We start from the raw sequence: 23324 nt of genomic DNA, 5'->3' as shown, positions 1-23324 counted from the left end.
GTCCGAGGCGGCATCTCCTGGTGCAAGCGTACGTCGACCTGGCGGGCTTCTCCGTTGTCTGGGCTGATCGTCCCAAAGAAAGCCTCGCCGGTGCGAGGCCCGGGGGTGGCTATTTGTACGGTCAGGCAAGCGCCGGGTAATCCGTGTACCCTTCTGGTCCTGGGTGATAGAACATCTCGGACCGCGGCTCATTGAGCGATGCGTCCAATCTAAGTCGGCGCGGCAGGTCCGGGTTGGCGATGAACATCTGCCCGAAAGCAACCGCGTCGGCCTCGCCGACCGCAAGCAAACGTTCGGCGGTGTGCTTGGTCATCTTTTCGTTGGCGATATAGATGCCACCGAATGCTGCCTTCAGTGCGGGTCCGAGCCGGTCGTCTCCCAGCGCTTCACGCGCGCAGATGAAGGCAATGCGGCGTTTGCCGAGTTCGCCTGCGACATAGCCGAAGGTTGCCGCAGGTCCGAATCGCCCATCGACTTCACGTCACCGCGCGCAGACAGATGCACGCCGACCCGGTTGGCGCCCCATATGGCGACGCACGCGTCCGTGACTTCGAGCAGCAGTCTCGCACGGTTCTCGATCGACCCACCATATGCGTCAGTGCGCTGATTGGTGGAGTCCTGCAGGAACTGGTCAAGCAGATAACCGTTGGCGCAGTGGACTTCCACGCCGTCGAACCCTGCCTTTCTGGCGTTTTCAGCGCCGTGCCGGTAGGCCGCAACCACGCCGGCGATCTCGTCGGTTTCCAGGGCGCGCGGGACCTCCCTATGTGTCCGGGCGATCTTTCACGATAACCGGGACCGCGCATGACCAAACCCACCAGGAAGCAGCAATCTCCCTCCCGTCCCTCCGTAGACGCTCTCCAGTATGAACGGCTCGCGCTGGCCGCCTTCCATCTTTGCGACCGGCAGGGGCGGCAACTCCGACATCTGATTACACTTGCGACCTCGATGTTCAGGAGTCCTGCTGTGACTGCCGAGGAAAGGCACGAACACCGGAACCTGCTGGAGGTGATGATCCAGCTCGGCGAGGACTACCACGCCGCCAACCGCTGCGATCAGGAACTGTTCACGGTGCTTGCACTCGACGCCAAGGGGCTTCCTAACCGCCAACTGACACCGCAGGACGCCGCAGCGATTCTCGCTGACGCTGCGCAGGGCGCGAACGGGAAACTGGCGGCTATGGACGCTTCGTGGACAAAGCACTAACCGGCGTCGATCACTTACGGAAAAAGCGGCTCAATGCCGCTTTTTTTGTTGGACGGTGAGATTGGAAAACTACACCTGAAAATGAGATAGACAGAGCAATTGTGAAGATCTGTCAAAACGGTTTTATCTCAATTTAAATTCGTTGACCGTGTCGCGTTTTAGATGGTTAATTCGTCGGATGTGTCTGGAAAACAGCAGAGGTCAGATGGAACAACAGAAACTGGATGAAACCGGGGACAAGGAAGAGTGCGGGCTTTGCCGTATCACTTATTCAGTCTACTCAAACTTCCCGCCAATGCCGTCGGCAATGGCGCTGAATGCCGAAACCGGCGAATGGTTTCCGTTCGATACGCTGAAGTCGTATGCAACTGGTTACGAGATGGCCGAAGCCCTGGGTTACGCGTGGGCGTGCGATTGTCGCGGACGCTCCCCTAATACCGTGCAGAAAAGAGGCCCGTTATCGCGCTACGGCGCAACGCCCTGGCCGGTGCTTCCGCAGTCGTCCATCTGTCTCGAATGCATGATTCACGCTGCCGGGCAAGGCGCGATGACCCTGGAGCGCTGATGCTTCCCGCCTCTGTCAATGAACAGCTTCGACAGTATGGGGAACGGCACCACAGCGGCCACGTGCTGGCGCTAGTGGACGGTATCCAGTACGAGCAGCATACCGGCCAGCAACTCACGCCCGAAGACCACATGACGGTTTCGCTGTTCGCGGGCACGAACGACATGGCACTCGCACACGCGGGGCCGTGGCTGGTTGATCCGAGGACGGCGCGCGACCATCTTGCGGACTTGGGCGAACTCGAACAGGCCCGCCCTGGCGTGATCTGGCTGATTACCTCAGAAAGCCTGGAGAGGCAGGCCGCAAAGCTGCGCCCGCACCTGAATACCGGCATACCGAAAGGACGAGCCGCCCTGCTGCGCTTCTGGGACCCCAGGGTGCTGCATGCGCTCAATGCGGTATGCCACGGCAAGAGCGAGCGCGAGCTTTTCAGGGCTGCCGACGCGTGGCACTACCTCAACGAACGATAACGGCTCACCATCAACGACAATGGAATTTACTGAAGGGCAATGGGCGCTTCTGAAAGCCTATGAAGACCGTAACTATGTGGACTTTATCCGTGGTCATATCGTGCGCGATTATCCCGCGCTGGCCAATGATCCGACTTTGCGCGACCGGCTTAATGCGGCCTTCGCGCGAACAAAGTTACTCCGCTTCACGCATGACGTGCCGATAGTCGATTTCCTGTATGTGGAAGCAACGACGCCGGAGTTTTACAGCATTCCGGCGGTCATAGCATGGCTGTACAAATCAGGAGTTCCGGGTGAACAGCGATTCGAAATGTTGATGCAGGCAACGGGTAAAAGACAACAGGAAATGAAGGAGAAACGGTGATGGGTATTCCATTCCCGGCGACGCTGGCACGCGCAGCAAACGCAATGGTGCAAGCAATGCCTATGCCCGTTCCGGTCCCCACCGCCGCACCGTCTGCTGCTCCCGCAGGCAGCAGCGGTACTGGCGCGGGTGCAGACGGCGGATGGGACGAACTGCCGCGTGACCGGAGCCGCGAACGCGAAAGACCGTGCAAGTGCCCCCCGGAGAAAGGCGCACTGGTGCGAAAGAACCACAGCATGAACCCTGAGCCGCGACGCTACCAGGCGCGCATTACCGGCTTCGAGTATGCGATAACAACGGACGGAAAAGGCCGTGAGACCGCCGAAGGCTGGAATATGGAATGGGACTGGCTTGACATAGACTTTGATGGGTTTCAGCATTCCCAATGTCTCTTGCAGGAAGCCAAGGGAAATTACGATCAATTTTTCAAAGAAAATAAGGAATTGAAATTTCCGTTTAAAGGATTCACAAAAATGCAGGAGCAAATAGCAACTCAAGGAGAAGCTGTTCGCGCCAATCCGCCGAGCAGATTAATGTGGTACTTTGAGACACCGCAAACGCGAGCTTACATGATGAACACACTTCGCCAGTTTGGCGTGCCTTCGGTCCATCAACCGTGAGTGATTATCGTGAATTTACTTGAACAACATCGGGATCAAGCTGCCGCACCAAAAGGCGCATTCGAATTTCATCTTCAACGCATTAAAGCCATTGTCGACTTTATTGCAACCAAGGACGAAACCTTGGGTGGGAACTGGTATCTCGCAGGAGACACGCAACAAGATGCACTTCAATATGAGGTCTTCGCAAATGGAGCAGCGTCGAAGGCTGCTATAGATGTTTTGAAGGCAGAATATGGACATGGGAAAAAAATTGATCGACCGAAAGTCATAGGCATATGGAACGGAAGACAAACTGACGGCGCGACCGCCATCATGTCCTTAATGATCGACACGGGAGTTATTTCCAATAACATCGAATTGTCTCTGGATGAGAAAGCGAATGGTCTTTCGCGGCTAGGCAATTACAAATCCGTGGCCGAAGTTGTAGCCAAAGTGGCTGAGCTTTATCGCTCGCTGTATGTGACGTTCGGGCCGCGCGCTTATCAGGATCAACAGGTCTTTGATGACCGCTTAGGCGTAAGCTGGATGCTCTACCTACCGCACGCTCTCGCGCCGGCCCAGGTGCCGGAAGCGCGCGACTTAATCCCTGTCATGCGCGATGGCAAGCAGCAAGGCACGATCATCGTCAGCGTGACGGATGAAGTCTTTGATGTGAACAACCGGGAGCACGTCAAGGCGGCTAACGATATCGAAATCCGCCTCGCCGATCAGGACCTGTTGCCGCGTTTCGTTGATCTCTGAGTTCGGCTCGCTATCCCCGCCTCGGCGAGGCCTTTTCCTGCGAAGAGGCCCGCTACCGCGCGGGCCTTTTGCCGTTACGTCTGATTCCAGCGATTGGGCCTCAGGGGCGATCCACCACGATGCCACTTGCGCCGTTCTGTTGCGATTTTCTCCAGCAACTGCAACACCTCTTCGCGGTTGCCGGCTTTATCCGCCTGTTCCATAGCGGCCCGGTATTCATCAGGCGTCGGCTCGACACCATCACAGCACCGGTTCACCACCGCCGTAAGCGCATCCATCGGCGGGCCGACATACCGGGCACGCAACGATGACATCGCATCATGCGTGAGTTGGGTCAGATCGTCGGTCTGCAACACGGCGGCGCTGATTCTCAGTACGGGTTCCATCCACGCAAGCAATTCTGACGAATGCTGCTTTCGCACTTCGAGCGAACGAAGATTGTCGTAGCAGCGCTTCCTGTTGTTATGGTCGAACGTGGCGGGCGCGAAACGATACGTGAACTCGGTTCGCGTCCATCCGAGGTACTCACGCACACAGGAGACATTTGCACCAAGCCTCATTTCCCTACCTCCAAAAGGCAAAAAAAATCCGCACACGAAGGTGCGGCCACTACCACACACGTCGCAGTCCGGGGATGAGACCTCGACGCTTTACAACGCGATGCTATCCATCCAGGGTGGCTGCTGCGGACGTGCGCGGGCGCTGCGCACCAGTCAGCACATTTCTCCCTTCCGTTTTGCACCGGTTTGTGCAGGAACGAAGCGGTCTTATGCTTGTGCTGGCAACTCGAAAGCGACGCATTCCGTGTCGAGGGTCGTTTCGTGCGATGTCGTCGGGAAAGGGTATGTCGCGGCGTGTTCTACGATTGCATCGCAACAGAAAGTACGTCGTAGTGAGACGACAGGTCCCGGCCGGACAATCCTGGTGGACAGACCGCGCCCTCGCGCTTGCCGGTCAGTAGGTCTGTTCGGTAATAACCCGGGCCACTGTTTCCAGCGACCGGCGCAGCGTGGCCAGATCGACGGACCCAATCGCGAGGCGGATGGCGTGAGGTACATGCGTCGATGTCGCGAACGGCAGGGCCGTCGACACTGAAATGCGCTCACGCATCAGCGCCATCGCAATCGCGTCGGCGCGGACTTCCTGCGTCAGGGGGATCCAGATGAAGTACGACGCTGGATGGCTCATCGTCTTAAGCTTGCCGAGCGCTTCGGCGGCAAGGATTTGGCGCGTCTTCGCATCCCGCCGCTTCTCGTCTTCGAGCCGGGCCACCGTGCCGTTGTTTATCCAGTTGCAGGCGATTGCCGTCATGGTTGCGGGAGTGTTCCACGTCGTGGCCCGGATTACCCGTTCAAGCCTGGGAATCCATTCGCGTGGTGCGCAGACGAAACCGACGCGCAGACCTGTCGCGACACTCTTCGACAAGCTCGAGACATAGATCGTCGTCTCCGGAGCAATCGATGCCAACGGCGGCGGAGCATCTTCTGCGAGGTATGCGTAGGCCCCGTCCTCGATGAGGATCAGTCCATGCTGTCGAGCGATACTGACAAGCTCGCGGCGCCGCCGCGCGCTCATTACCCAGCCAAGAGGGTTGTGCAGCGTCGGCATTGCGTAGACGGCGCGTACGCGTCGTCGCTTGCATAGGGCCGTCAGCGCGTCCAGATCGGGGCCGCGCCCCGCGGCTGGGATCGGCACGAGTTCCAGTCGAACGGCCTCGGCGGCCAGCTTGAATCCCGGGTAAGTCAGCGCGTCCACGGCAACCACGTCGCCGGGTTCGAGCAGCGCCATAGTGGCCGTCGTCAGTCCGTGTTGCGCGCCGCTCACGAGCAACGTCGTTCCGGCTGTTGCTGCCAGACCTCGGTTCGCCAGGTGGCGTGCCGCAGTAGCGCGCTCGTGCTCGCGGCCACCGTGCGGCTGGTATCGAAGCAGCGACTCGAGGTCGCCGGCCGCCGCAAGCTGGCGCAGCGCTGCCCGAAGAAGGTCTGTCTGACCCGGTGCAGAGGGATAGTTGAAGCTCAGGTCGATCGTAATGGCGCTCCAGGCGTGCAAGTCAACGCCTTGGCCGCGAGGAAGTGGTTCCTTGACGAATGTGCCACGGCCAGCTTCGCCGCTCACCAGACCCATCGTATGAAGCTCGGCATAGACACGCGTCGCGGTGACCAGCGCCAGGCCCTCGCGAGCAGCCAGCTCGCGGTGCGTGGGCAGACGCGTCCCGGGGGGAAGGCGGCCGTCGCGGATGTCAGCCGCAAAGCGGTCAACCAATTGCTTGTAACGGGCCCCAGGCATGGCTCAATGTATCCATGACAATAATTTGATTGTATTGATTATCGGCCCTACCATGATCTTTCACAACCTCTCCATCTGCCCGAGGACGTCATGCACATCACCATTCTGACCTTTGAAGGCTTCAACGAACTCGACTCGCTAATCGCGCTGAATATCCTTAACCGGGTCAGAAAGCCGGGCTGGCAGGTATCGATTGCCAGCCCAGCGGCGAAGATCCGTTCGATGAACGGAGTGGTCCTGGAGGCGCAAGCGTCGCTGAAGGACGCTTGCGAGGCCGACGCGGTGCTGGTCGGCAGTGGAATACAGACACGTGGAGTGGCCGCCGATGCCGCGCTGATGTCGCAGTTGCGGCTCGATCCGACGCGCCAACTGCTGGGCGCGCAATGCTCGGGCACGCTGATACTCGCGAAACTGGGCCTGCTGGATGGCGTTCCGGCCTGCACGGATCTGACTACCAAACCGTGGGTCGAAAAGGCGGGCGTGCCGGTGCTCAATCAGCCGTTCGTGGCGAAGGGGAATGTCGCGACGGCAGGCGGGTGCCTGGCTTCGCAGTATCTGGCCGTGTGGGTGATCGCGCGTCTGGAGGGCGTCGAGGCTGCGCGCGCCGCGATGCAGCATGTCGCCCCGGTTGGCGAGAGGGAGATCTACGTGACGCGGGCGATGGCGAACATCGCGCCATTCATCTGACGCAAAACAGAGGCGCTTCGCACGTCCTTCAAAGCCGACATTGCTGGAGTCCGGTCTGTGGTCATCGTTCTTGTTTTCAAGCTCCTCGTTACGCCGCTGTTGTTATTGACCGCAAGCCTTGCCGGTCGTCGCTGGGGTGATGCGATCGGCGGTTTGCTGGTGGGAATGCCGCTCACGTCGGGGCCGATCTCAGTGTTTGCCGCACTGGAGCATGGACCCGCCTTTGCTGCGCAGGCGGCCGTTTGCATTGCCTATTGCAGGCTGGCGATCTTGGGATGGCCGACGGCTCTCGCGGGGGCTTCGCGATATTTTCTGTCGTAGCGACCGTTCTGCAATGGAGTGCGCTGCCGCATACCGGCCTGTTTCTTTGTTGCTCGTCGCAGGGCTCGTGGTCGGTGTGACGCTTTTTGCGGCTTATGTCGGGGCCAAAACGAACGAAACCGCTCGCGCGGTAAGGGGCTCCGGCCAATACCGGCCGGTCGACGCTGGTGTATAGATCGTTTTCAATTGCAGTGCACGGTCGTCAATTGTCACGTGGAACTGTGAGCATCTGCTCTTGCGACTATGCTAACGAGCGCGGACTTGCCGTCATTTCTCTTGAAAGAATACGGTCATGAAAACGCGGAAATTCTCCGACGCAAGGCCGCGGTCAAACAGGGGCTCGCTGGCGTTCTTATACGGTTCCCACGTAACTATCAAATGCGCTCACGAGATGCTGGATCGCCTGTTCGAGGTCATCTGCCGGCGTTTCAAAAGACTGATTCAGTGGCATCGCTTCCCTCGACGTCAGGGCTTCCAGCAGTGTGGCGGTCATCTCATCGTAGCGATTGGCCCTTTCCCGGTCATGTGCGTCCGGTTCCCCGCTCCGAAGGACTTCGATCACCGCGGCGGCGCCGCAAACCACCCGCACCGCGACGGTCAGGTTCCGCAGTTCTTCGAGCCGCGCAGATCGCCGCTGGCCCTCCAGGAGCATACGTTCTCTCGCAACTTCAAGCCGTGAGCTGGCCAGACCGGCTTCGCGTTGGAGGCGATCGAGGGTGGCGGTCGATCCTCCAGCCATCCGAAGCGCGGCGGACGCGAATGCCATGTTGGCCGAAATCGCGGCTGAGATCACGGCATTCAGCGCGTTACTCTCCCTCGGCGGCCAGAGAAGAAAGCTCGCCGCCACGCCTACGCAGGCACCGACGAATTCATTGGTAAGACGAGCGACAATCAATCCCTCCGCCGGATGGATGAAATCCGACATCAGCATGAACATCGGCGTCAGGAAGACAACGAACAGACCGTAGTTCACCAACCTCAATGCGACGGTCACCGCGGCAAGCGGCAAGATTGCCAATGTCACCGCAACCGGACCGGACAGACTCGTCAGAAGAACAGCGGCGATCGTTGCGCCGATGAGGCTGCCGCATGCACGCTCCAGCACGCGCAACCATGTATTGGCGGAAACCGGTTGGGTCACGACGATTGCAGCGATCACGCCCCAGTATGCAAACGTGACACTCAGCGATGTGCCGATCATGAAAGCGAGCACCGATGCGACAGCCACCCTCAGCGCATGGTCCCAGACCAGCCTTTCAATCTTGACCGCGCGAGCGGCGGCAGGCGCGGGCGTCTCGGGGTCCATTGCGAGCGCGTGTCGCCCGTCCGCGAGCCGAGCGATGGCCCTTGCCGCAAAGGCAACGGCGCTTGCCGTTTGGTCCGTCCGTTCAGCCGTCTGCCGCAACAATGCGTGTGCTTGCGCTACCAGCGTATCGGCAATGGGCAGTTCTTGCTGTGCCTGCGCGGCCACGCTTTGCAGCAACTGTCGCAGGCCCTGGAGCAATTGCCGCGATCCATCGTCGTCGGCAATCGCTGCGTTGCGGCGGGCATGACCGATTGCGATCAGCGTGGAAAACACCCTGCCCGCGGCATCGACGCCCGGCCCGAGATCAGGGCCGGTGCGAACATCATGCGCCGCCAATGCCCTGCCGCGCTCGATCGACATGCGCACCCCGCGACGATGAACGGTATCGAACTCGGTCCAGCCCTGCACATCCATTCCAGGCCGCGAATCCAGCGACTCCAAAAAACCGGCCATGTCCTCGAGCCTGCCGAAGATCGTCGCGAGCGTGAAGCCCGCGGACTGTGGGAACGGGACGGGCCAGAGGAAGATGCAAAACAGCATGGTCCAGGCTGACCCGAGCAGAAAATAGCCACCATGAGCGAGTGCAACGGCAAGCGGCTCGGGCGACGCAATTCCGATCACGACCGCGAGCGAGGCAACCAACCCCGCCTGCGCCGGCATAGGCCCGAGCGAGGGCTTGTAGGAGCGTGTCAGTCCACAAAGGAAGACCAGGACAAACAGGGTGACAATGCTGACGGCATAGCCCCAATGCGCGGCATAGGACGCCAGCGGCATGACGACAACACCCATGGCCGTGAAGATGGCCATCGCCTTCAGGCGCTGTGACCTGGACCCTTGCGGATCGCAGAGACAGTTCCAGAACGCCGCGACGGCTCCGAAAGCGATATCCGAACGACCGAGAATCGCCGCGGCACAGAGCATTGGCGCCATCGCAAGCGCAGCGTGTATCCCTTCCGCAATCCCGATGCGCTCGGGCGTTATGGCGAAGACATGACCTTCAGCCCGCAAGGTCCGACGGCTTACCAGGGATACGAGCTTACCTATTATTGTCATCGCACCTTTGCTGCTCTCGAACGTTGATTGCTGGAGGACAAGGCCCAGGAAATGGGCGCTTCCCGGATTCACGCTGCCAGCGCGCTGAGATAGCCGCCGACTCTGCGCTGTGAACGTCTGCTTTTCGCGTATGCGACTGGCGCCTCTGTTTCATTTGCAACACTCCCGCCGCTCATGCGACGTTCATTGTGTTGCATCGACCGGTTGAATCCGCCAATGCGGAGGAGACGTACACGCAATCAGCTTTGGGCGGCCGGGCGGCTAGCCCATTTAGAATCCACGCAGTCTTCCTCTGCGGCGGGCTACGAGGATCGCCGCGCGTATGTTCATCGAATATGCGATCGCGGACCTCTCTAAAGAAGCCGGAGAAGGAGACTCGATCTCAGCATTAAGCGATGCGCGCAGCATCGAGTCCCACCTCCTCGCACAACCAGTCGCAGAAGCACTTCACCTTCTCCGTGTTGCGCTCGTTCACGCGATACGACAGAAAATGCGTCTCGCGGGAGACCGGCTCGAAGACCTCCGCGCCCAGCTCAACCAGTTCGCCGCGCGACAACTCGCGCTCGGCGAGACGCGTGGTTTCGAGCGCGACGCCCATGCCATCGACAGCGGCGGAGATCGCGAGCGCCCCGCGATCGAACGAGGGCCGCGCCCGCGACGGAAACGGGAGTCCGTTGAGCGCGAACCAGTCGGACCACGTCACGCGGCTGAGCTGGGAATCGATCAGCGTCATTTCCCCGATCTGCTTCTCGATGGGAACGCCGCTTCGCACGAGCGCAGGCGAACACATCGGCACGATGCGTTCTGCGCCGAGCGCGCGTGTCACGATGCCCGCGCGCTCGTGTGCGACCGCGTATGAGATGGCGACATCGACTTCATGCACCCGGGTGAGGTCGATCGGCTCGGGACCGGACGACAGACGGATCGTCACGCCCGGATGCGCCTGCGTGAATTCAGGCAGGCGCGGACCGAGCCACTTGGCGGCGAAGCTCGGCGCGCTGTGCACCGCGAGCACTTGCGCATCGGGCGCGAGCGCGACCTCGCTGCATGCAGCCTCGATCACATCGAAAACGCGTCCGAGGCTCTCATAAAGGCGCCGTCCTTCCGATGTCGCTTCCACCCGCCGATTGCGTCGATGAAACAGCGGCCGGCCGAAATATTCTTCGAGCTCCTTGACCTGATGACTGATCGCGGACTGCGTCAGATGCAGTTCCTCGGCCGCCAGCGTGAAGCTCTCCAGCCGCGCGGCCGCTTCGAAGGCGCGCAGCAGCACGAAATTGGGAATTCGTCTCATGTCTTTCACCGAAACATGAATGTGGTTCATCTTTGTATGAACAGCCATCGTTTGTCAATGACGGCAGCGACCGCGACCATAGGACCCATCGAAGCAATCCGCTTCGACCGGTTCAAACCTCACTTCAAAAAGGAGTCGCCCCATGGCAACAGTGATGGAAACGCGGCCGCAGGCGCTGATCAAGGACGGCAAGGTTTCGATCTATCAGCCGGAGCAGGAAGGACTCATCTTTCCGGAGCTTCCGTCATTTTCGAATCCCGCCGCGCAGCGGCAGCATGTGAAGGAACGGCTGGTCGGCGCCTGTCGCGCGTTCGCCCAGCAAGGGTTCGATTACGGCTTCGCCGGACATCTGACCGTGCGCGATCCCGAGAATCCCGGCCTTTACTGGACCAATCCGATGGCCATCCACTTCTCGCAAGTGAAGGTCTCGAACCTGATCTGCGCGGACCATCAAGGGCACGTCGTCGAGGGGCGCCATGCAATCAACCGCGCGGGCTTCGTGCTGCATGCGGCCGTGCACGAGATGCACCAGGACATCGTCGCGATGTGCCATGCGCATACGGTCTACGGCACCGCGTTCGCGTCGCTCGGCAGGCAACTCGAGCCGATCACGCAGGACGCCGCGGCGTTCTACGAGGATCACGTCGTGATCGGCGACGAGGCAGGACAAGTAGCCGTCGAGGTGAAGGCGGGTCACAAGGTCGCGAACGCGTTCAGGGACGTGAAGGCCGCGATCCACCAGAATCACGGGCTTCTGACGGCAAGCCGGCACAGCATCGAATCGGCGGCGTTCTGGTTCATCGCGCTCGAACGGTGCTGCCAGCAGCAACTGCTGGTCGAGTCGACCGGCATCGCACCCAAGCTCGTCCCCCCCGAACGCGCGCGCTACAGCCGCGAGCACGTCGGCAGCGACTACATCGGCTGGCTGCACTTTCAGGCGATCTGGGACGACCTCGTCGCCACGCAGCCGGACATGTTCGAATGATTCCTTTGAAGCAGTCCGAGCACGGCGACAACGCGAGACGAGCGCTAAAAAACGCAGCGTTGCGCCGCAACCTGAACACCAGGAGACACCACAATGAGTTCCCCCAGTCCGGTTGCGTATTACCAGGGCAGAGAGTCGTCCACCTATGCGAAGGTGACATGGCGGCTCTTGCCGTTTCTGTTCCTGTGCTATCTGTGCGCGTATCTCGACCGAATCAACGTGAGCTTCGCGAAGCTGCAGATGCTGCAAGCGCTCAAGTTCAGCGACGCGGTCTATGGCGCGGGCGCCGGCGTCTTCTTCGTGGGCTATCTTCTCTTCGAAGTGCCCAGTAACCTGATCCTGCTGCGCGTCGGCGCGCGCCGCTGGATCGCCCGCATCATGATCACCTGGGGCATCGTCTCGGCGAGCATGATGTTCGTCAGAACGCCGATGAGCTTCTACATCATGCGCTTCCTGCTGGGCGTCGCCGAAGCGGGCTTTATCCCCGCGATCCTGCTCTATCTCACGTACTGGTTCCCGGCCTCGCGCCGCAGCAAGGTCACCGCGCTCTTCTTGACGGGCATTCCGATGTCGGGAGTCGTCGGCGGGCCGCTGTCAGGCTGGATCATGAATCATATGAATGCATCGCACGGGCTGGCGGGCTGGCAATGGCTGTTCCTGATAGAAGGCATTCCGACCGCGATCCTCGGGCTGGTCGCGTTCTTCTATCTCGACGACAAGCTCGCCGATGCGAAGTGGCTCACAGACTCGCAGAAAGCCATGCTCGAAGCCGGCCTGAAGGACGAAGAGCCGGCTCACGCGCTGCATTCGGTGAAGGACGGCCTGACGCATCCGAAGGTGCTGCTCCTGAGTGCGATCTACTTCTTCTTCACGATGGGCCTGTACGGCGTAAGCTTCTGGCTGCCCACGCTCGTCAAGGCGAGCGGCGTGGCCGATCCGCTCAATATCGGCCTGCTTTCCGCGATCCCTTACGCGGCGGCGGCCGTCTCCATGCTGCTCGTCGGTCAGAGCTCGGACGCCCGCGGCGAGCGGCGCTGGCATCTCGCGTTGCCCGGGGTGGTCGGAGCGGCCGGACTGTGCACGAGCGTCGCGTTCGCCCATTCGACGCCAATCGCGATGATCGCCCTCACGATCGGCACGATGGGCGTGATGACGACAATTTCGCAGTTCTGGGTGTTGCCGCCCGCTATCCTGGGCGGCGCCGCCGCGGCGGCGGGGCTTGCGCTGGCGAATTCGGTCGGCAGCGTATCGGGTGTCGTGAGCCCTTACGTGATCGGGCTGATTCAGACAGGCACGGGATCGACCGGCAACGGCGTACTTGGGCTGGCGGCGAGCCTGATCATCGGCAGCGCGCTCGTCTTCACCGTGCCGGCCGCACTCGTGAACGGCCGGCGCAAGCGGGCTTGAGCGAAGTCCCGCTCCACGCAAAGATCCCGCGATCGCGGGATCATCGCATCAGCTCACTTTTTCTTCCTGCCGATCGCTCAGCACCTGCCCGAGCCGCTCGACGAGATTCTGCCGCGCCCGAGTCGTATGAAGATCGGTCAGTTCCGTCGCGCGCAGCGGGTCGCCATCGGCGATGGCCGCGGCAATGGCTGCGTGCTCGTCCCAGATCGCCTGGCGCTGCCCCGACGACTGCAGCACCGCGCCCATCACCCGTCGCAGATGGACCCAGTGCATCTGCGCGGTCTCCACGATGAGCGGATTGCCCGACGCGGCATAGATCGCGGCGTGGAACGCCATGTCGGCATCGATCATCGCCTTCACGTCGTCGGCCTTCGACGCGCGACGGCCGTTCGTGATCAATGCCTTGTCCAGCTTCGCGCCGCGACCGGCGGCAAGACGCGCGGCGAGCGAGTCGAGCGCGCCGCGGATTTCATAGAGATGGCTGATCCAGGCCGCGTCGAGCGGAGTCACGAGCAAACCCCGACCGGGCGCGTCCTGCACCAGTCCGTCCTTCTTGAGCAAGCGCAGCGCCTGCAACACCGGGGAGCGCGACACCGCAAGTTGCTCGGCGATTTCTTCCTGCGTGATGCGCGTCCCGGGCGCGAGCGTCCCAGAGCTAATGGCATCGAGCAGCACCTTGTAGACCTCGTCCACGTAGTCGGTGCGCGCCTGAAGCTTGAGCAGTTTCGTCGCCATGATCAAAGCTCGCTTATGGATACAGAATACGGCAAGGGTATAACCGCACCGCGGGAGCGTCAATGTCCGGCGCTGAAGCGGAAAAGGTGAATCTCCGCGTTTACCCATAGAGACATCGCCGTATCGCGCGACTAATCTTTGGATACAGAGTACGGTGTTCTGAATATCGAGTTCGGCGTTCAAAGTGCCGGCGACTGACAACTCCACCACCTCAAAACAGGATTTGCGATGACGATCAAGGAAGACAAGCTGGAAGGACAGAAGACGAGCGGCGGCAATGTCGTGTCGAAGAAGCTGATTCCGTACGGCGGTTACTACACAAGCAAGGTGCCTGGCCACGATCCCGAGCTCACCGAGACCGGCCCCGGCACACCGATGGGCGAGTTCATGCGCGCGTTCTGGCATCCCGTGTGCATGTCGATCGAACTGACGGACACACCGCGTTATCTCAAGATCCTCGGCGAGGAACTGGTGGCGTTTCGCGATGGCAGCGGGCGCGTGGGCGTGCTGCATGCGCATTGCGTGCACCGCGGCGCGTCGCTCGAATACGGCGCGATCCAGGAGCGCGGCATCCGGTGCTGCTATCACGGCATGGTGTTCGACGTGGACGGCACATGCCTGCATGTGCCGTTTCCGAAGGGCGAAGAGAAGGAAGCCGAGAAATTCGCGTGCTCGATCCAGCAGGGTGCGTACAAGGCGGTCGAGCGCAACGGCCTCGTGTTCGCGTACATGGGACCGCCCGATGCCGAGCCGCCCTTTCCCGAATGGGAAGGCGACTTCACGGTGTTGCCGGGCGACGAGCTTGTGCCGTACAGCAACTTCCAGCATTGCAATTGGCTGCAGGTGCAGGACAACGCCGCCGACAACTATCACCCCACCGCGCTGCATGCCGGCAAGAATGTCGTGAATGGGCAGTACCAGGGCACGACATTCGACGAGGTCGGCGCGGCATCAATGGAAGTCGCGCCCGACATGCACTTCGTGCCGGTGCAGCAGGGCCGCAGCCTCGCCTGCGCGGGCGCGCGTCGAGTCGATAAGGACCGGCTCTTCGTGCGCGTGCAACATCAGGTGCTGCCGAATCTGAGCCTGCATGCGTACACGTCGGAAGACGGATCGAAGAAGAAGCTGTTCAGCCGCTTTCACATCATCCGCTGGACCGTTCCCGTCGACGACGAGAACAGCAAGATGATCGGCTGGCGCGTGATGGGCCCGGGCATCGATACGCGCGGCGTCGGCAAGAAGGAACTCGTCGGCTATGAGTCGATCGACTTTCTCGAAGGACAGGTCGCGATGCGGCGCCCCGAGCGCTTCGGCGAATACAAGCTCGAGGATCTGCCGCCCATTCCGCCGAATCATCGCGAGCGCGAGAACTACAAGGCCGCGCAATACGCGCCCGGCGACTACGAAGCGATCATCAGCCAGCGACCGATCGCCGTGCACGCGCTCGAGAACCCGACGAAGTTCGACGCCGGCCTCTTCCTCTTTCGCAAGTTGCTACGCGATGCGCTGCGCGGCACGAATCCGGCGGCATCGGCGCAGAGCTTCGCCGAGTGGTTCCGTGCGAACGCGGGCGCACCCAACAGCTATTGCTCGGGCAACGTGTTCGAGATTCCCGAAGGCGACACGGTCGAAGAAGAAGTCGCGCGGCGCCGCAAGGTCACGAAGACGATCGTCTCGATCCTCAACGAGAGCGAGCGGCTAAAGGCGGATGAACGCGCAGTGTTCGTGCGCGAGAAGTTCGAGGAACTCGAACAATCGATGAAGAACTGAAGCGCCACGACAAGCAAGGGGCGCGTTGCGCGCCTCGTGCGGCGAATCGGGATTCGGCAGTACATATGAGGGATCAGGAAAATGGCAAGCGAACAGACATCGAACTCCGGCGGCAGCACGCTCCAGTTGCTCGTGCGGCAGGTTCGTTTCGAAGGCAAAGGCATCAACTCTTACGAACTGGTCGATCCGTCCGGCGCCGAGTTGCCGGCCTTCACTGCCGGCGCTCATATCGACATCCATCTCGGCGACGGCCTCGTGCGCCAGTATTCGCTGTGCAACGCACCCAACGAGCGCCATCGCTATGTGATCGCCGTGCTGCGCGACGAGCGCGGCCGTGGCGGATCGAGAGCGCTGCACGAGCGCGTGCATGTGCAGGACATCGTGCGCGTGAGCCGTCCGCGCAACCAATTTCAGCTCGTCGACGATGCGCGCAGGGTGATCCTCATCGCGGGCGGCATCGGTGTGACGCCGCTCACGTCGATGGCGCATTGGCTGGAAGACGCCGGCATCGAATACGAAATGCACTACTGCGCGAAAGATGCGGACTGTGCCGCGCTTTCCGGGGAACTCGAGCCGATGCGCGTGAACGGCCGCGTGCACTTTCACTTCGACGGCGGTGATCCGAAGGCGGGGCTCGACATCCGCCGCTTGCTGAGCGAGCCGTCGCACGGCGTGCACGTGTATTACTGCGGTCCGGCTGGTTTCATGCAGGCATGCGCGGATGCAAGCGCACACTGGCCCGCCGCCACCGTCCACTTCGAGCACTTCAAGGCGCCGGGGCGAAGCGAACCCGCGAGCGCGGCGAACGATGTGGCGGACACGTTCAGCGTGAAGATCGCGAGCACGGGACAGATGATCGAAGTCGCGAACGATCAGAGCATCGCGGACGCACTCGAACAAGCGGGCGTCACAATCGAAACATCGTGTCATGCGGGGCTGTGCGGGACATGCAAGGTGCGGTATCTGTCCGGGGAAGTTGAGCACAACGACTGCATTCTCAACGACGACGAGAAGGCCGAATTCCTGACGGCCTGCGTATCGCGCGCGAGAAGCAAGGTACTGGTGCTCGATCTTTAGCCGAGATGTTCGATTAGACTCGCGATGGAGCTGTAGCCTCTCGAGCGCAAGGGGCCGTTGTCGGATATGAAGCCGACCTTCGTATGTCTCTTCTCACGCACGGACGAAAGGCTGATGATGGCCGGACACCGCCGATGGAAGGGATCGAAGCTAATCTTGCCCACCACCTTTGACAAAGGCGAGCCGGCTCCAGGTCACACCCATCCGCTGATTTCCTCGTTGGGTGGATTCGGTCCGGACATTTAGCACAGTCCTGAAGCTATGGGCGCTTGCTAACCGAATGGTCTCTGCTGCCGAAACATCAAACATTCGGCGTCCTTCGGGGACTGGACCGTGACGTAAAGACATCACCACCATCGCACCTTCCCGCAGCAAGGAGCTGACGGTCGACATCGCCTGACAACGCTCGTCTTCGTCCAGATGCATCCAAACGGCGGAGAGCATCACCAAGTCGAATTCTCTTCGTCGCGAACGTACAGACATGAGATCCGGCAGACTGTCGTCCACCCATTCAATCCGGGAAGACGAATGCAGCCCAATTCCTGCGACGCGCAACGTGTCCACTGGTTCTACGGCCATAACTGTATGCCCCATAGCTCCTAACGCAGCTGCATCGGTTCCGATACCGGCGCCAACGTCAAGAATGTGGGCCGGGGGCATCGGCAAGAGATGCATGACGGGCCTGTGGCTGTTCTCAAATGAGATGTCCTGCCATTGCTCGATGAGAGATTGAGCGTTCTCAGCGTAGCCTGCCCGACGGCAATTGAATGCGGTCGCCGACTGGACGAAACGTTAGGCTGCTGGCGCTATCTATTCTGTTGACGGCGCCAGTTCATCGAAGCCTGGGCGCGACAAGTGCAGCACTTCGTAGCGTTCGCCTGGGACAACTGCTTCTGGTGTGTCGGCCCAAACCGTGAAGGTGACACGCTCCCAGGAGCGCGGATCAATCGCACAGGCGCTGGCGATCACACTACTATGCCGTGCGATACGCTCGACCTCAGCGACCGCATCTCGCGCGGCCTGCGCGAGATCGGCTTCGCGAGGAACGACCACTCGCTCCCGCGTCGCCGCGCAAGGCAATACGCCGGACGCCGGTCCGCGCTGGCACAGGAGGCCCGACCATGTCAGCACGACGGGCCGTCCGAACGATTCGACGATGCCTTGGAAACCGCCTCCTTCCCACAGGAAACGGTTCATACCAACGGTGTCATTCCACAAGTAGAACGGCGAATACTGGTTGAGCGTCGCACCTGCCTTGTCGCGCTCGCGGATCAGGTAAGCCTTGAGACCAAGGCCAGCGAACGTGTCGGTCATGTGCCCGCGGTCCGCGACGCGATTTCGGATGATCTGCATATCGTAGTCGGCGGGCAAGGTGATTTCATAATGCATCGCATACATGGTGGGGCTCCAGATTTTGCTACAACCAGGCGAGCGACATCCATTGCGAGGGTGCCGCCGCCCGCGGTTGTCGCTGACCCTGAGCTGCCGTTCGGCCCAGTCTAGCTGCAACGGCTTCTTTGAAGCCAGAACGGCCGAAAGATCGATGAAAGCAAGAGAGCGACTTTCCGGCGAAGACGCTTTGAAGGGGGCACGACTGCGTCCGTACATTCGGCTTCTGATGTGCTTGCTGCTGAACGAGCCATCATGGAAATTTGCGCGCTTGCTCCTCATCGGCCTTCTGGCTTCGTACTGCAGCCGCCGGATATATCAGGATCTGCAAGCGCCGGTCCGACCGGTTCGCCATGCTTGCCGCTTCTTGCGCAATCGCGAAAGAAATAAAGCAATACTCAATATCTGTTGCCTGTTACACACCTCGGAAGCAGCCGTTACCTGTCAATATTGCCCATGCAATGCGCGCTGTCTTGTTCGCCAGGGCGATCGCAGCAATGCTCACGTGGCGGCGTTGCATCACAGCCTTGATCCAGCGACTGTGCCGATCGTCGCGACGGTTCACGAAGTGCATGACCGCGCGGGCGCCCTGTACAAGCAGGGTTCTCAGATAGGTGTCGCCGCGTTTTGTGATACCGCCTAACCTGGTTTTGCCTCCGCTTGATTTTTGCCTCGGCGTCAGCCCCAGCCAGGCCGCAAACTGCCGGCCGTTCCTGAACTGGGACGGATCACCGACACTGCTGACGAGCGCGGTCGCGATCACTGGCCCGATTCCTGGAACGGTAGCGAGCCGTTGGCAAGCTTCATTGCTCTTGAAGATCTCCGCTATCTCGGCAGTAAGTTCGTCGAGCCATTGCTGCAGTGCCTTCAGTTGCTCGAGGTACATCGAGCCAAGCCGTCTGAGCAATGCGGTAATGTGGGCATCGGGATTGTTGACGAGCTCAACCACTCCCTTTCTCAATTGCGGAAGCCCCGACCGCGAAGATCACCCCCTCTTCAGCAAACATGCTCCGGATCTGATTCGATTTCGCTGTCCGCTCCAGGATGAGCCGTTGGCGCATGCGATGAACCGACTGCAGCGACTGCTGTTCAGCGCTCTTGATCGCAGCTCACGGGCCCAGAAATGGGAGCCGTGACAGGCCTCGATACCAACCAGACTGCATTCCAGTTTTGCGAAGAACTTCAACACCTCAGCTCGGCGAAGTTTCCGCTGCACAACGGTCTTGCCATGACGATCGACGCCATGAACCTGAAACACGTTCTTTGCGATATCCAGACCAATGGTAAGTGCAGGCATTGACGTTCTCCCGGGAATTGGTGAGGTAAATGTCGCCCCGAAGGGGGCGGGAGTCCATGCCATCAGCCTTTTGTGCAGCCTGACCGGCCGACCGCCGTCGCGATCGGTCGGGTCCGCCGGGCTGTCGACTTCGCAGGACCTCCCGATCCGGTTTCGTGTTTACGGGCGAGCCGGATGTCAACATCCAGCTGGTCGAGTTCCTGCTGCAGTTCGCGAAGCGTCTTCATCGGGCCGCCCCGTCATGCAAACACGTTAAGCCCAGACACTTCCGGACGTCGTGTCATTCCGGCTAGTCCTTCTGGCGATCACCGGATGCGACCAGTTCCTGATCCATCAGCGTGAGCTTCAGCGGGGCATCGGCAGACAGATTCTTCTTTATGATCACGTATTTCCAGCCATCGCCATTGCCGGGATTGCGATAGAACGCGACGATCGCCACGTACTTCGTGTCTGCCTGCATGGGCTGAGACAGGCTGACCGATGCGCCAGGATTGACGACGGCTGCCATACTGGCCTGAAGGTCCTGCGCGAGTACTGTCCTGTCGTTCTTCAGCAGATCGTCGTAGGATACGCCGTCAAACAGCTTTCGATCCCTCAGCTGATAGACGCGGACCGCGAGTGACGTCGAACGGCCCGCGTCATCCGGATTCAGCTCGGCACGCGCGGTCAGGTCGACGTCAAGCACCTTGACCTGCCTGAAAAACACCGAGTGATACGCGCTGGAAGTCGTATCAGATACGGACTGCCAGGCGCCGCATGCGGAAAGCAGCAGACCTGACGCGAGGGCGGCCACGGTTAAACGTAAAGGCATGGTTTCTCCAGATTCAGGCTGCGCGCGGAACCAGATGCGGGTTCGGTCCGGGCGTGGGAAAGACTTCGTAGACGCCGAGCGCAATGGTGATGATGCGTTCCTCATCAGACGGCAACACGACGGTCCATCCCAGCCGCGGTGCCGGGCCGGTCGCAGCCGTGCCGACCGACGGCGCGGGCGCGAGACGCGACGACACCTCCATCCGCAGGTGTACGTCGGCCTTCGTGCCCACATACAGGCGGATGAACGCCATCAGCTCGCGATGCAGCCATGCGCCGGGCAGCATGTCGTGCGCCTGCTGACCGTCCGAAGGGCGCAGCGTCACTCGAACGGCGCGGCTGCGATACTCGAGGCGGTTGCCGAGCACGTAGCCCCCGCCAAGTCCGCGGCGCTTGCTGTCTTCCTGAGCGCCGGCGAGCCTGCCTGACGACGTGAGGGGCTGCGGCTGTCCGGCACGCTTGACCGTCGGGCAGAACTCGTCGACACGCACCTCGACACCGGGCACCGCCAGCGCCACCACACCAGCGAGTCCCTCGGGCGTGCGCGTGCGCTGGACCAGCAGACCCAGCAGCGCGAGCACGCGTGAATCCGGCAGACCCGACCGGGCCGGCTTCCCGCCCCACCCGAAGCCGGCGAGGCACAGGAGGTTGCGCGACTGCGCATCGGTGCCGCCCGCCTGGAAACTCTCCGGGTAGCGGTACTTCTTCCAGGCGCGGTACAGCAGCGCCACGTAGCGGTGGTTGAACTGGTCGAGAAACGCTTCGACGGCTTCATGTCCTTCCTCGCGCAGGACGATCTCATCGATCATGTGCGATGGCACCGCGGCGTCGACGCCATACAGGCCCAGGAAGGTCGTGCGCACGGTCGGCGGCGCATCGGGACCGAATGTGTCCGACCCGTCATCGAATTCCACCGCGGCGATCTCACCGGCCGGGAACCCCAGCCGCGGCCTCGGCCGGAACCTCACCGGCTCGTGCTCCGGCGTGTCTCGCGTGCCGAAGCCGGGTTGATCGGGTACGCGCACTTCGAGCAGCCTGCATAGCTGCATGAAATTCATCTTCGGCGCGCGCGCAAGCAATGACGCCACGAGCGGTTCAAGATTCGGCAACTCGCGTGGTTTCATAGGGGAGCGCGCTGCGCCTTGCTGCGCGGCCAGTCGGTACGGGTTTGCGAAGGCAGGCTCACGATGGCGAGCTTCGTGAACAGGTTGATCTCCGCATACAGCCCGAAGAAACGGTGCAGCAGTTCGCCGAACAGCATCACGTCGCCTTCGCCCGCGAACGCGTGCGAATCGAGCGTGACTTCGATCAGTACGCCCCGCTCGACCGAGCCGCCCGACACCTCCTCGAGCAGTTCCTCCGACACATGCAGGATGCCGGCGAGGCGTCGGCGGTTCAGCTCGTCGTTGGTCCAGTCGTAGAGCGCCAGTGCGCCCCGCAGCACTTCCGCGTCCATCATCGACAGGAAGTTCGGCGCGAGGTGCGACAGGACTCTCCACTGGAAGCGGTCGCCGGTCGGCGGATAGAGCGGCAACGTCGGCGCCACCAGGTTGCGTACACCCGCGACATTGGGCGTGCTTGCGGCCAGTTCGTCAATGCTGGCCTCGCGCAGACCCTTGCGCGGCAGCATGCCGTTCGTGCCGGTTACGCGCAGCGATACGCTCTCCTCGGGCAGATCCTCCATCGTCTCCCACGCGTGGCCGCCGAGGATCACCCATGTTTCGTGCAGACCGGTCACGCCTGGCCGCACGCGGGTGTGGAAATAGCGCTCGGGTGCTTCATGGCGCAGCATGCCGCCGCGATGCCGGAAGGTGGCGAACGGCACATACTCGTAACGCTCAGCCGTCACATGGTCGAACGATTCGATCGCGTCGACCGAATATGTTTCGACATGCTCGCCCTGGTGCCCGGCCGGGACGACCCGGTACTCCGTTTCGTGGTGATCGATCACGATCGGCGCGGCATCAAGCTCGAACAGGTTAATGACCGGCGTGCAGAAGAGCCGCACGTTCTCCGCGCTGAAACGCAGGTCGGACGGATACGCCCGCTTGAGCACGATCTCCAGTTCGAAGCGCGTTGTGCTCGCCGGCAGCTTCGTAACATCGAGTCCGCACAGGTCGACAAAGAGGAATTTCTCGCGGAACGTGAAATATTCGAGGAGCATCTGGTAGCCGGAAAACGACGCCTCGGCTTTTGGCCATAACCGCTCTTCGGTTGAGAAGCCCGCCGGTTCGATCGTGACGCCAGCCAGCGGCAGCACCTCGCCATCACGCACTTCGGGGATCCGCCATGCAACCGAATCAACCTGGCGGGTCAGCGCAAGATGCATCGCGAATGCGGTCGGCAGATCGGCGTTCAGATAGAGGCGCACACGGGACAGGTCCGTCGCTTCGCGTCGCGCAGACTGGTCCAGATGGAATCCGAGGCGGATCACCGAGCGGCCGTCATGTCGCACGGTAGGGCCCGCATGCGTGAGGCGCAGCGGCTGCAACGTCACCTCCTGCGTGGTCCGGTAGAGGCACTGCACAGTCCTGGGCGTGGTGCCCTCGGCGCCCGCTGCCGGCGGCACGGCGATGGATGCGGAACGCACCGGCACGCCGGCAGGCACGTTTTCCGTCTTCTGCAGTGTCTCGGCCAGCGGGATCAGCTCGACGACCGACAGCGACGGCATCATGCGCAGGTAGTGTGGCCACAGCAGGCTCACGAGACCTTCCGTCAGTTCGGGCAGTTCGTCGTCGAGCTTCTGCTGCAGGCGCCCCGTCAGGAACGCGAAGCCTTCGTGCAGGCGCTCGACATAAGGATCGCGCTCGCCCACGCGATCGAGGTTGAGCATGCGCGCCCGGTCGGGATGCGCTTTCGCGAACTCCTTGCCGGACTCGCGCAGATAGCGCATTTCGGCTTCGTAGTAGCGCAGGATCGGATCGTCGTTTTCCATGGT

Annotated in this window: 22 protein-coding genes and 2 pseudogenes; 12 read left to right on the top strand and 12 right to left on the bottom strand. The window is 61.3% G+C overall.

Going from position 1 to position 23324, the window contains the following annotated elements:
* Positions 1 to 121: 121 nt before the first annotated feature.
* A pseudogene (locus OKW27_RS09160) lies at positions 122 to 756 on the bottom strand (alkene reductase); the annotation flags it as partial.
* A gap of 48 nt (positions 757 to 804) precedes the next feature.
* On the opposite strand from OKW27_RS09160, the gene OKW27_RS09155 reads away from it, so the two are divergent.
* The 6 genes from OKW27_RS09155 to OKW27_RS09130 all read left to right on the top strand — a co-directional run bounded on the left by OKW27_RS09155 (position 805) and on the right by OKW27_RS09130 (position 3969).
* On the top strand, positions 805 to 1206 hold the full coding sequence (locus OKW27_RS09155; RefSeq protein ID WP_429333273.1) for a hypothetical protein: 402 nt from the start codon (positions 805 to 807) through the stop codon (positions 1204 to 1206).
* 205 nt (positions 1207 to 1411) lie between these two features.
* Positions 1412 to 1771 carry a hypothetical protein gene (locus OKW27_RS09150; RefSeq protein WP_244145157.1) on the top strand — a complete coding sequence of 120 codons (360 nt, stop codon included), beginning with the start codon at positions 1412 to 1414 and terminating at the stop codon, positions 1769 to 1771.
* Positions 1771 to 2241: a DUF4123 domain-containing protein gene (locus tag OKW27_RS09145; protein ID WP_429333272.1), complete on the top strand. Its 471-nt coding sequence runs from the start codon at positions 1771 to 1773 to the stop codon at positions 2239 to 2241. Before OKW27_RS09150 ends, OKW27_RS09145 begins: the two co-directional genes overlap by 1 nt.
* Positions 2242 to 2260: 19 nt before the next feature.
* Positions 2261 to 2605 carry a hypothetical protein gene (locus OKW27_RS09140; protein ID WP_090807817.1) on the top strand — a complete coding sequence of 115 codons (345 nt, stop codon included), beginning with the start codon at positions 2261 to 2263 and terminating at the stop codon, positions 2603 to 2605.
* A complete protein-coding gene (locus OKW27_RS09135; protein ID WP_429333271.1) occupies positions 2605 to 3225 on the top strand; it encodes a restriction endonuclease fold toxin 5 domain-containing protein in 621 nt (206 codons plus the stop codon). Before OKW27_RS09140 ends, OKW27_RS09135 begins: the two co-directional genes overlap by 1 nt.
* A gap of 9 nt (positions 3226 to 3234) precedes the next feature.
* Positions 3235 to 3969 (top strand): immunity 52 family protein, encoded by a 735-nt coding sequence (locus OKW27_RS09130; RefSeq protein ID WP_429333270.1) that lies wholly within the window; start codon positions 3235 to 3237, stop codon positions 3967 to 3969.
* A gap of 74 nt (positions 3970 to 4043) precedes the next feature.
* On the opposite strand, the gene OKW27_RS09125 is transcribed toward OKW27_RS09130, so the two are convergent.
* Positions 4044 to 4529 carry a hypothetical protein gene (locus OKW27_RS09125; protein WP_429333269.1) on the bottom strand — a complete coding sequence of 162 codons (486 nt, stop codon included), beginning with the start codon at positions 4527 to 4529 and terminating at the stop codon, positions 4044 to 4046.
* A gap of 394 nt (positions 4530 to 4923) precedes the next feature.
* Entirely contained in the window at positions 4924 to 6255 is a 1332-nt protein-coding gene (locus tag OKW27_RS09120) for a PLP-dependent aminotransferase family protein (RefSeq protein ID WP_429333268.1), read from the bottom strand.
* 90 nt (positions 6256 to 6345) lie between these two features.
* Here OKW27_RS09120 and OKW27_RS09115 point away from each other — a divergent pair, with 90 nt between their 5' ends.
* Both OKW27_RS09115 and OKW27_RS09110 read left to right on the top strand, forming a co-directional pair.
* A complete protein-coding gene (locus OKW27_RS09115; protein WP_429333267.1) occupies positions 6346 to 6942 on the top strand; it encodes a DJ-1/PfpI family protein in 597 nt (198 codons plus the stop codon).
* Between the two features lie 57 nt (positions 6943 to 6999).
* Positions 7000 to 7263: a hypothetical protein gene (locus OKW27_RS09110; RefSeq protein WP_176079019.1), complete on the top strand. Its 264-nt coding sequence runs from the start codon at positions 7000 to 7002 to the stop codon at positions 7261 to 7263.
* A 352-nt stretch (positions 7264 to 7615) separates the two neighbouring features.
* On the opposite strand, the gene OKW27_RS09105 is transcribed toward OKW27_RS09110, so the two are convergent.
* The gene (locus OKW27_RS09105; protein ID WP_429333266.1) at positions 7616 to 9694 is read right to left on the bottom strand and encodes an FUSC family protein; all 2079 of its coding nucleotides are present in this window, start codon (positions 9692 to 9694) and stop codon (positions 7616 to 7618) included.
* 316 nt (positions 9695 to 10010) lie between these two features.
* Entirely contained in the window at positions 10011 to 10916 is a 906-nt protein-coding gene (locus tag OKW27_RS09100; RefSeq protein WP_429333265.1) for a LysR substrate-binding domain-containing protein, read from the bottom strand.
* A 142-nt stretch (positions 10917 to 11058) separates the two neighbouring features.
* Between OKW27_RS09100 and OKW27_RS09095 the strand changes: the two genes are divergently transcribed.
* Both OKW27_RS09095 and OKW27_RS09090 read left to right on the top strand, forming a co-directional pair.
* The gene (locus OKW27_RS09095; RefSeq protein WP_429333264.1) at positions 11059 to 11901 is read left to right on the top strand and encodes a class II aldolase/adducin family protein; all 843 of its coding nucleotides are present in this window, start codon (positions 11059 to 11061) and stop codon (positions 11899 to 11901) included.
* A gap of 93 nt (positions 11902 to 11994) precedes the next feature.
* Entirely contained in the window at positions 11995 to 13308 is a 1314-nt protein-coding gene (locus OKW27_RS09090; protein ID WP_429333263.1) for an MFS transporter, read from the top strand.
* A gap of 48 nt (positions 13309 to 13356) precedes the next feature.
* Here OKW27_RS09090 and OKW27_RS09085 read toward each other — a convergent pair whose 3' ends face one another.
* Positions 13357 to 14043 carry a GntR family transcriptional regulator gene (locus tag OKW27_RS09085; protein WP_429334573.1) on the bottom strand — a complete coding sequence of 229 codons (687 nt, stop codon included), beginning with the start codon at positions 14041 to 14043 and terminating at the stop codon, positions 13357 to 13359.
* A 228-nt stretch (positions 14044 to 14271) separates the two neighbouring features.
* Here OKW27_RS09085 and OKW27_RS09080 point away from each other — a divergent pair, with 228 nt between their 5' ends.
* Together OKW27_RS09080 and OKW27_RS09075 are read left to right on the top strand one after the other, a co-directional pair.
* Positions 14272 to 15813: a Rieske 2Fe-2S domain-containing protein gene (locus OKW27_RS09080; protein WP_090807834.1), complete on the top strand. Its 1542-nt coding sequence runs from the start codon at positions 14272 to 14274 to the stop codon at positions 15811 to 15813.
* A gap of 81 nt (positions 15814 to 15894) precedes the next feature.
* The gene (locus OKW27_RS09075) at positions 15895 to 16890 is read left to right on the top strand and encodes a PDR/VanB family oxidoreductase (protein WP_429333262.1); all 996 of its coding nucleotides are present in this window, start codon (positions 15895 to 15897) and stop codon (positions 16888 to 16890) included.
* A 150-nt stretch (positions 16891 to 17040) separates the two neighbouring features.
* Here OKW27_RS09075 and OKW27_RS09070 read toward each other — a convergent pair whose 3' ends face one another.
* The 6 genes and pseudogenes from OKW27_RS09070 to tssF form a co-directional block, all read right to left on the bottom strand.
* Positions 17041 to 17550, bottom strand: a complete 510-nt coding sequence (locus OKW27_RS09070; RefSeq protein WP_429334572.1) for a class I SAM-dependent methyltransferase — start codon at positions 17548 to 17550, stop codon at positions 17041 to 17043.
* A gap of 150 nt (positions 17551 to 17700) precedes the next feature.
* Entirely contained in the window at positions 17701 to 18288 is a 588-nt protein-coding gene (locus OKW27_RS09065) for a DUF4865 family protein (protein WP_090807840.1), read from the bottom strand.
* Positions 18289 to 18694: 406 nt separating this feature from the next.
* A pseudogene (locus OKW27_RS09060) lies at positions 18695 to 19576 on the bottom strand (IS110 family transposase).
* A 289-nt stretch (positions 19577 to 19865) separates the two neighbouring features.
* Positions 19866 to 20387: a type VI secretion system lipoprotein TssJ gene (gene tssJ, locus OKW27_RS09055; RefSeq protein WP_429333261.1), complete on the bottom strand. Its 522-nt coding sequence runs from the start codon at positions 20385 to 20387 to the stop codon at positions 19866 to 19868.
* 13 nt (positions 20388 to 20400) lie between these two features.
* Positions 20401 to 21510, bottom strand: coding sequence for a type VI secretion system baseplate subunit TssG (gene tssG, locus OKW27_RS09050; protein ID WP_429333260.1), 1110 nt, complete (start codon positions 21508 to 21510; stop codon positions 20401 to 20403).
* The gene (tssF, locus tag OKW27_RS09045; protein ID WP_429333259.1) at positions 21507 to 23321 is read right to left on the bottom strand and encodes a type VI secretion system baseplate subunit TssF; all 1815 of its coding nucleotides are present in this window, start codon (positions 23319 to 23321) and stop codon (positions 21507 to 21509) included. The genes tssG and tssF overlap by 4 nt, the downstream gene beginning before the upstream one ends.
* Between the last annotated feature and the right edge of the window lie 3 nt (positions 23322 to 23324).

This window comes from Paraburkholderia sp. 35.1, from assembly GCF_050436525.1.
In the GTDB taxonomy this organism is placed as follows: Bacteria; Pseudomonadota; Gammaproteobacteria; order Burkholderiales; family Burkholderiaceae; genus Paraburkholderia; species Paraburkholderia tuberum.
The sequence above is the reverse complement of the archived record's forward strand: the minus strand, read 5'-3'. Positions and strand labels throughout refer to the sequence as shown.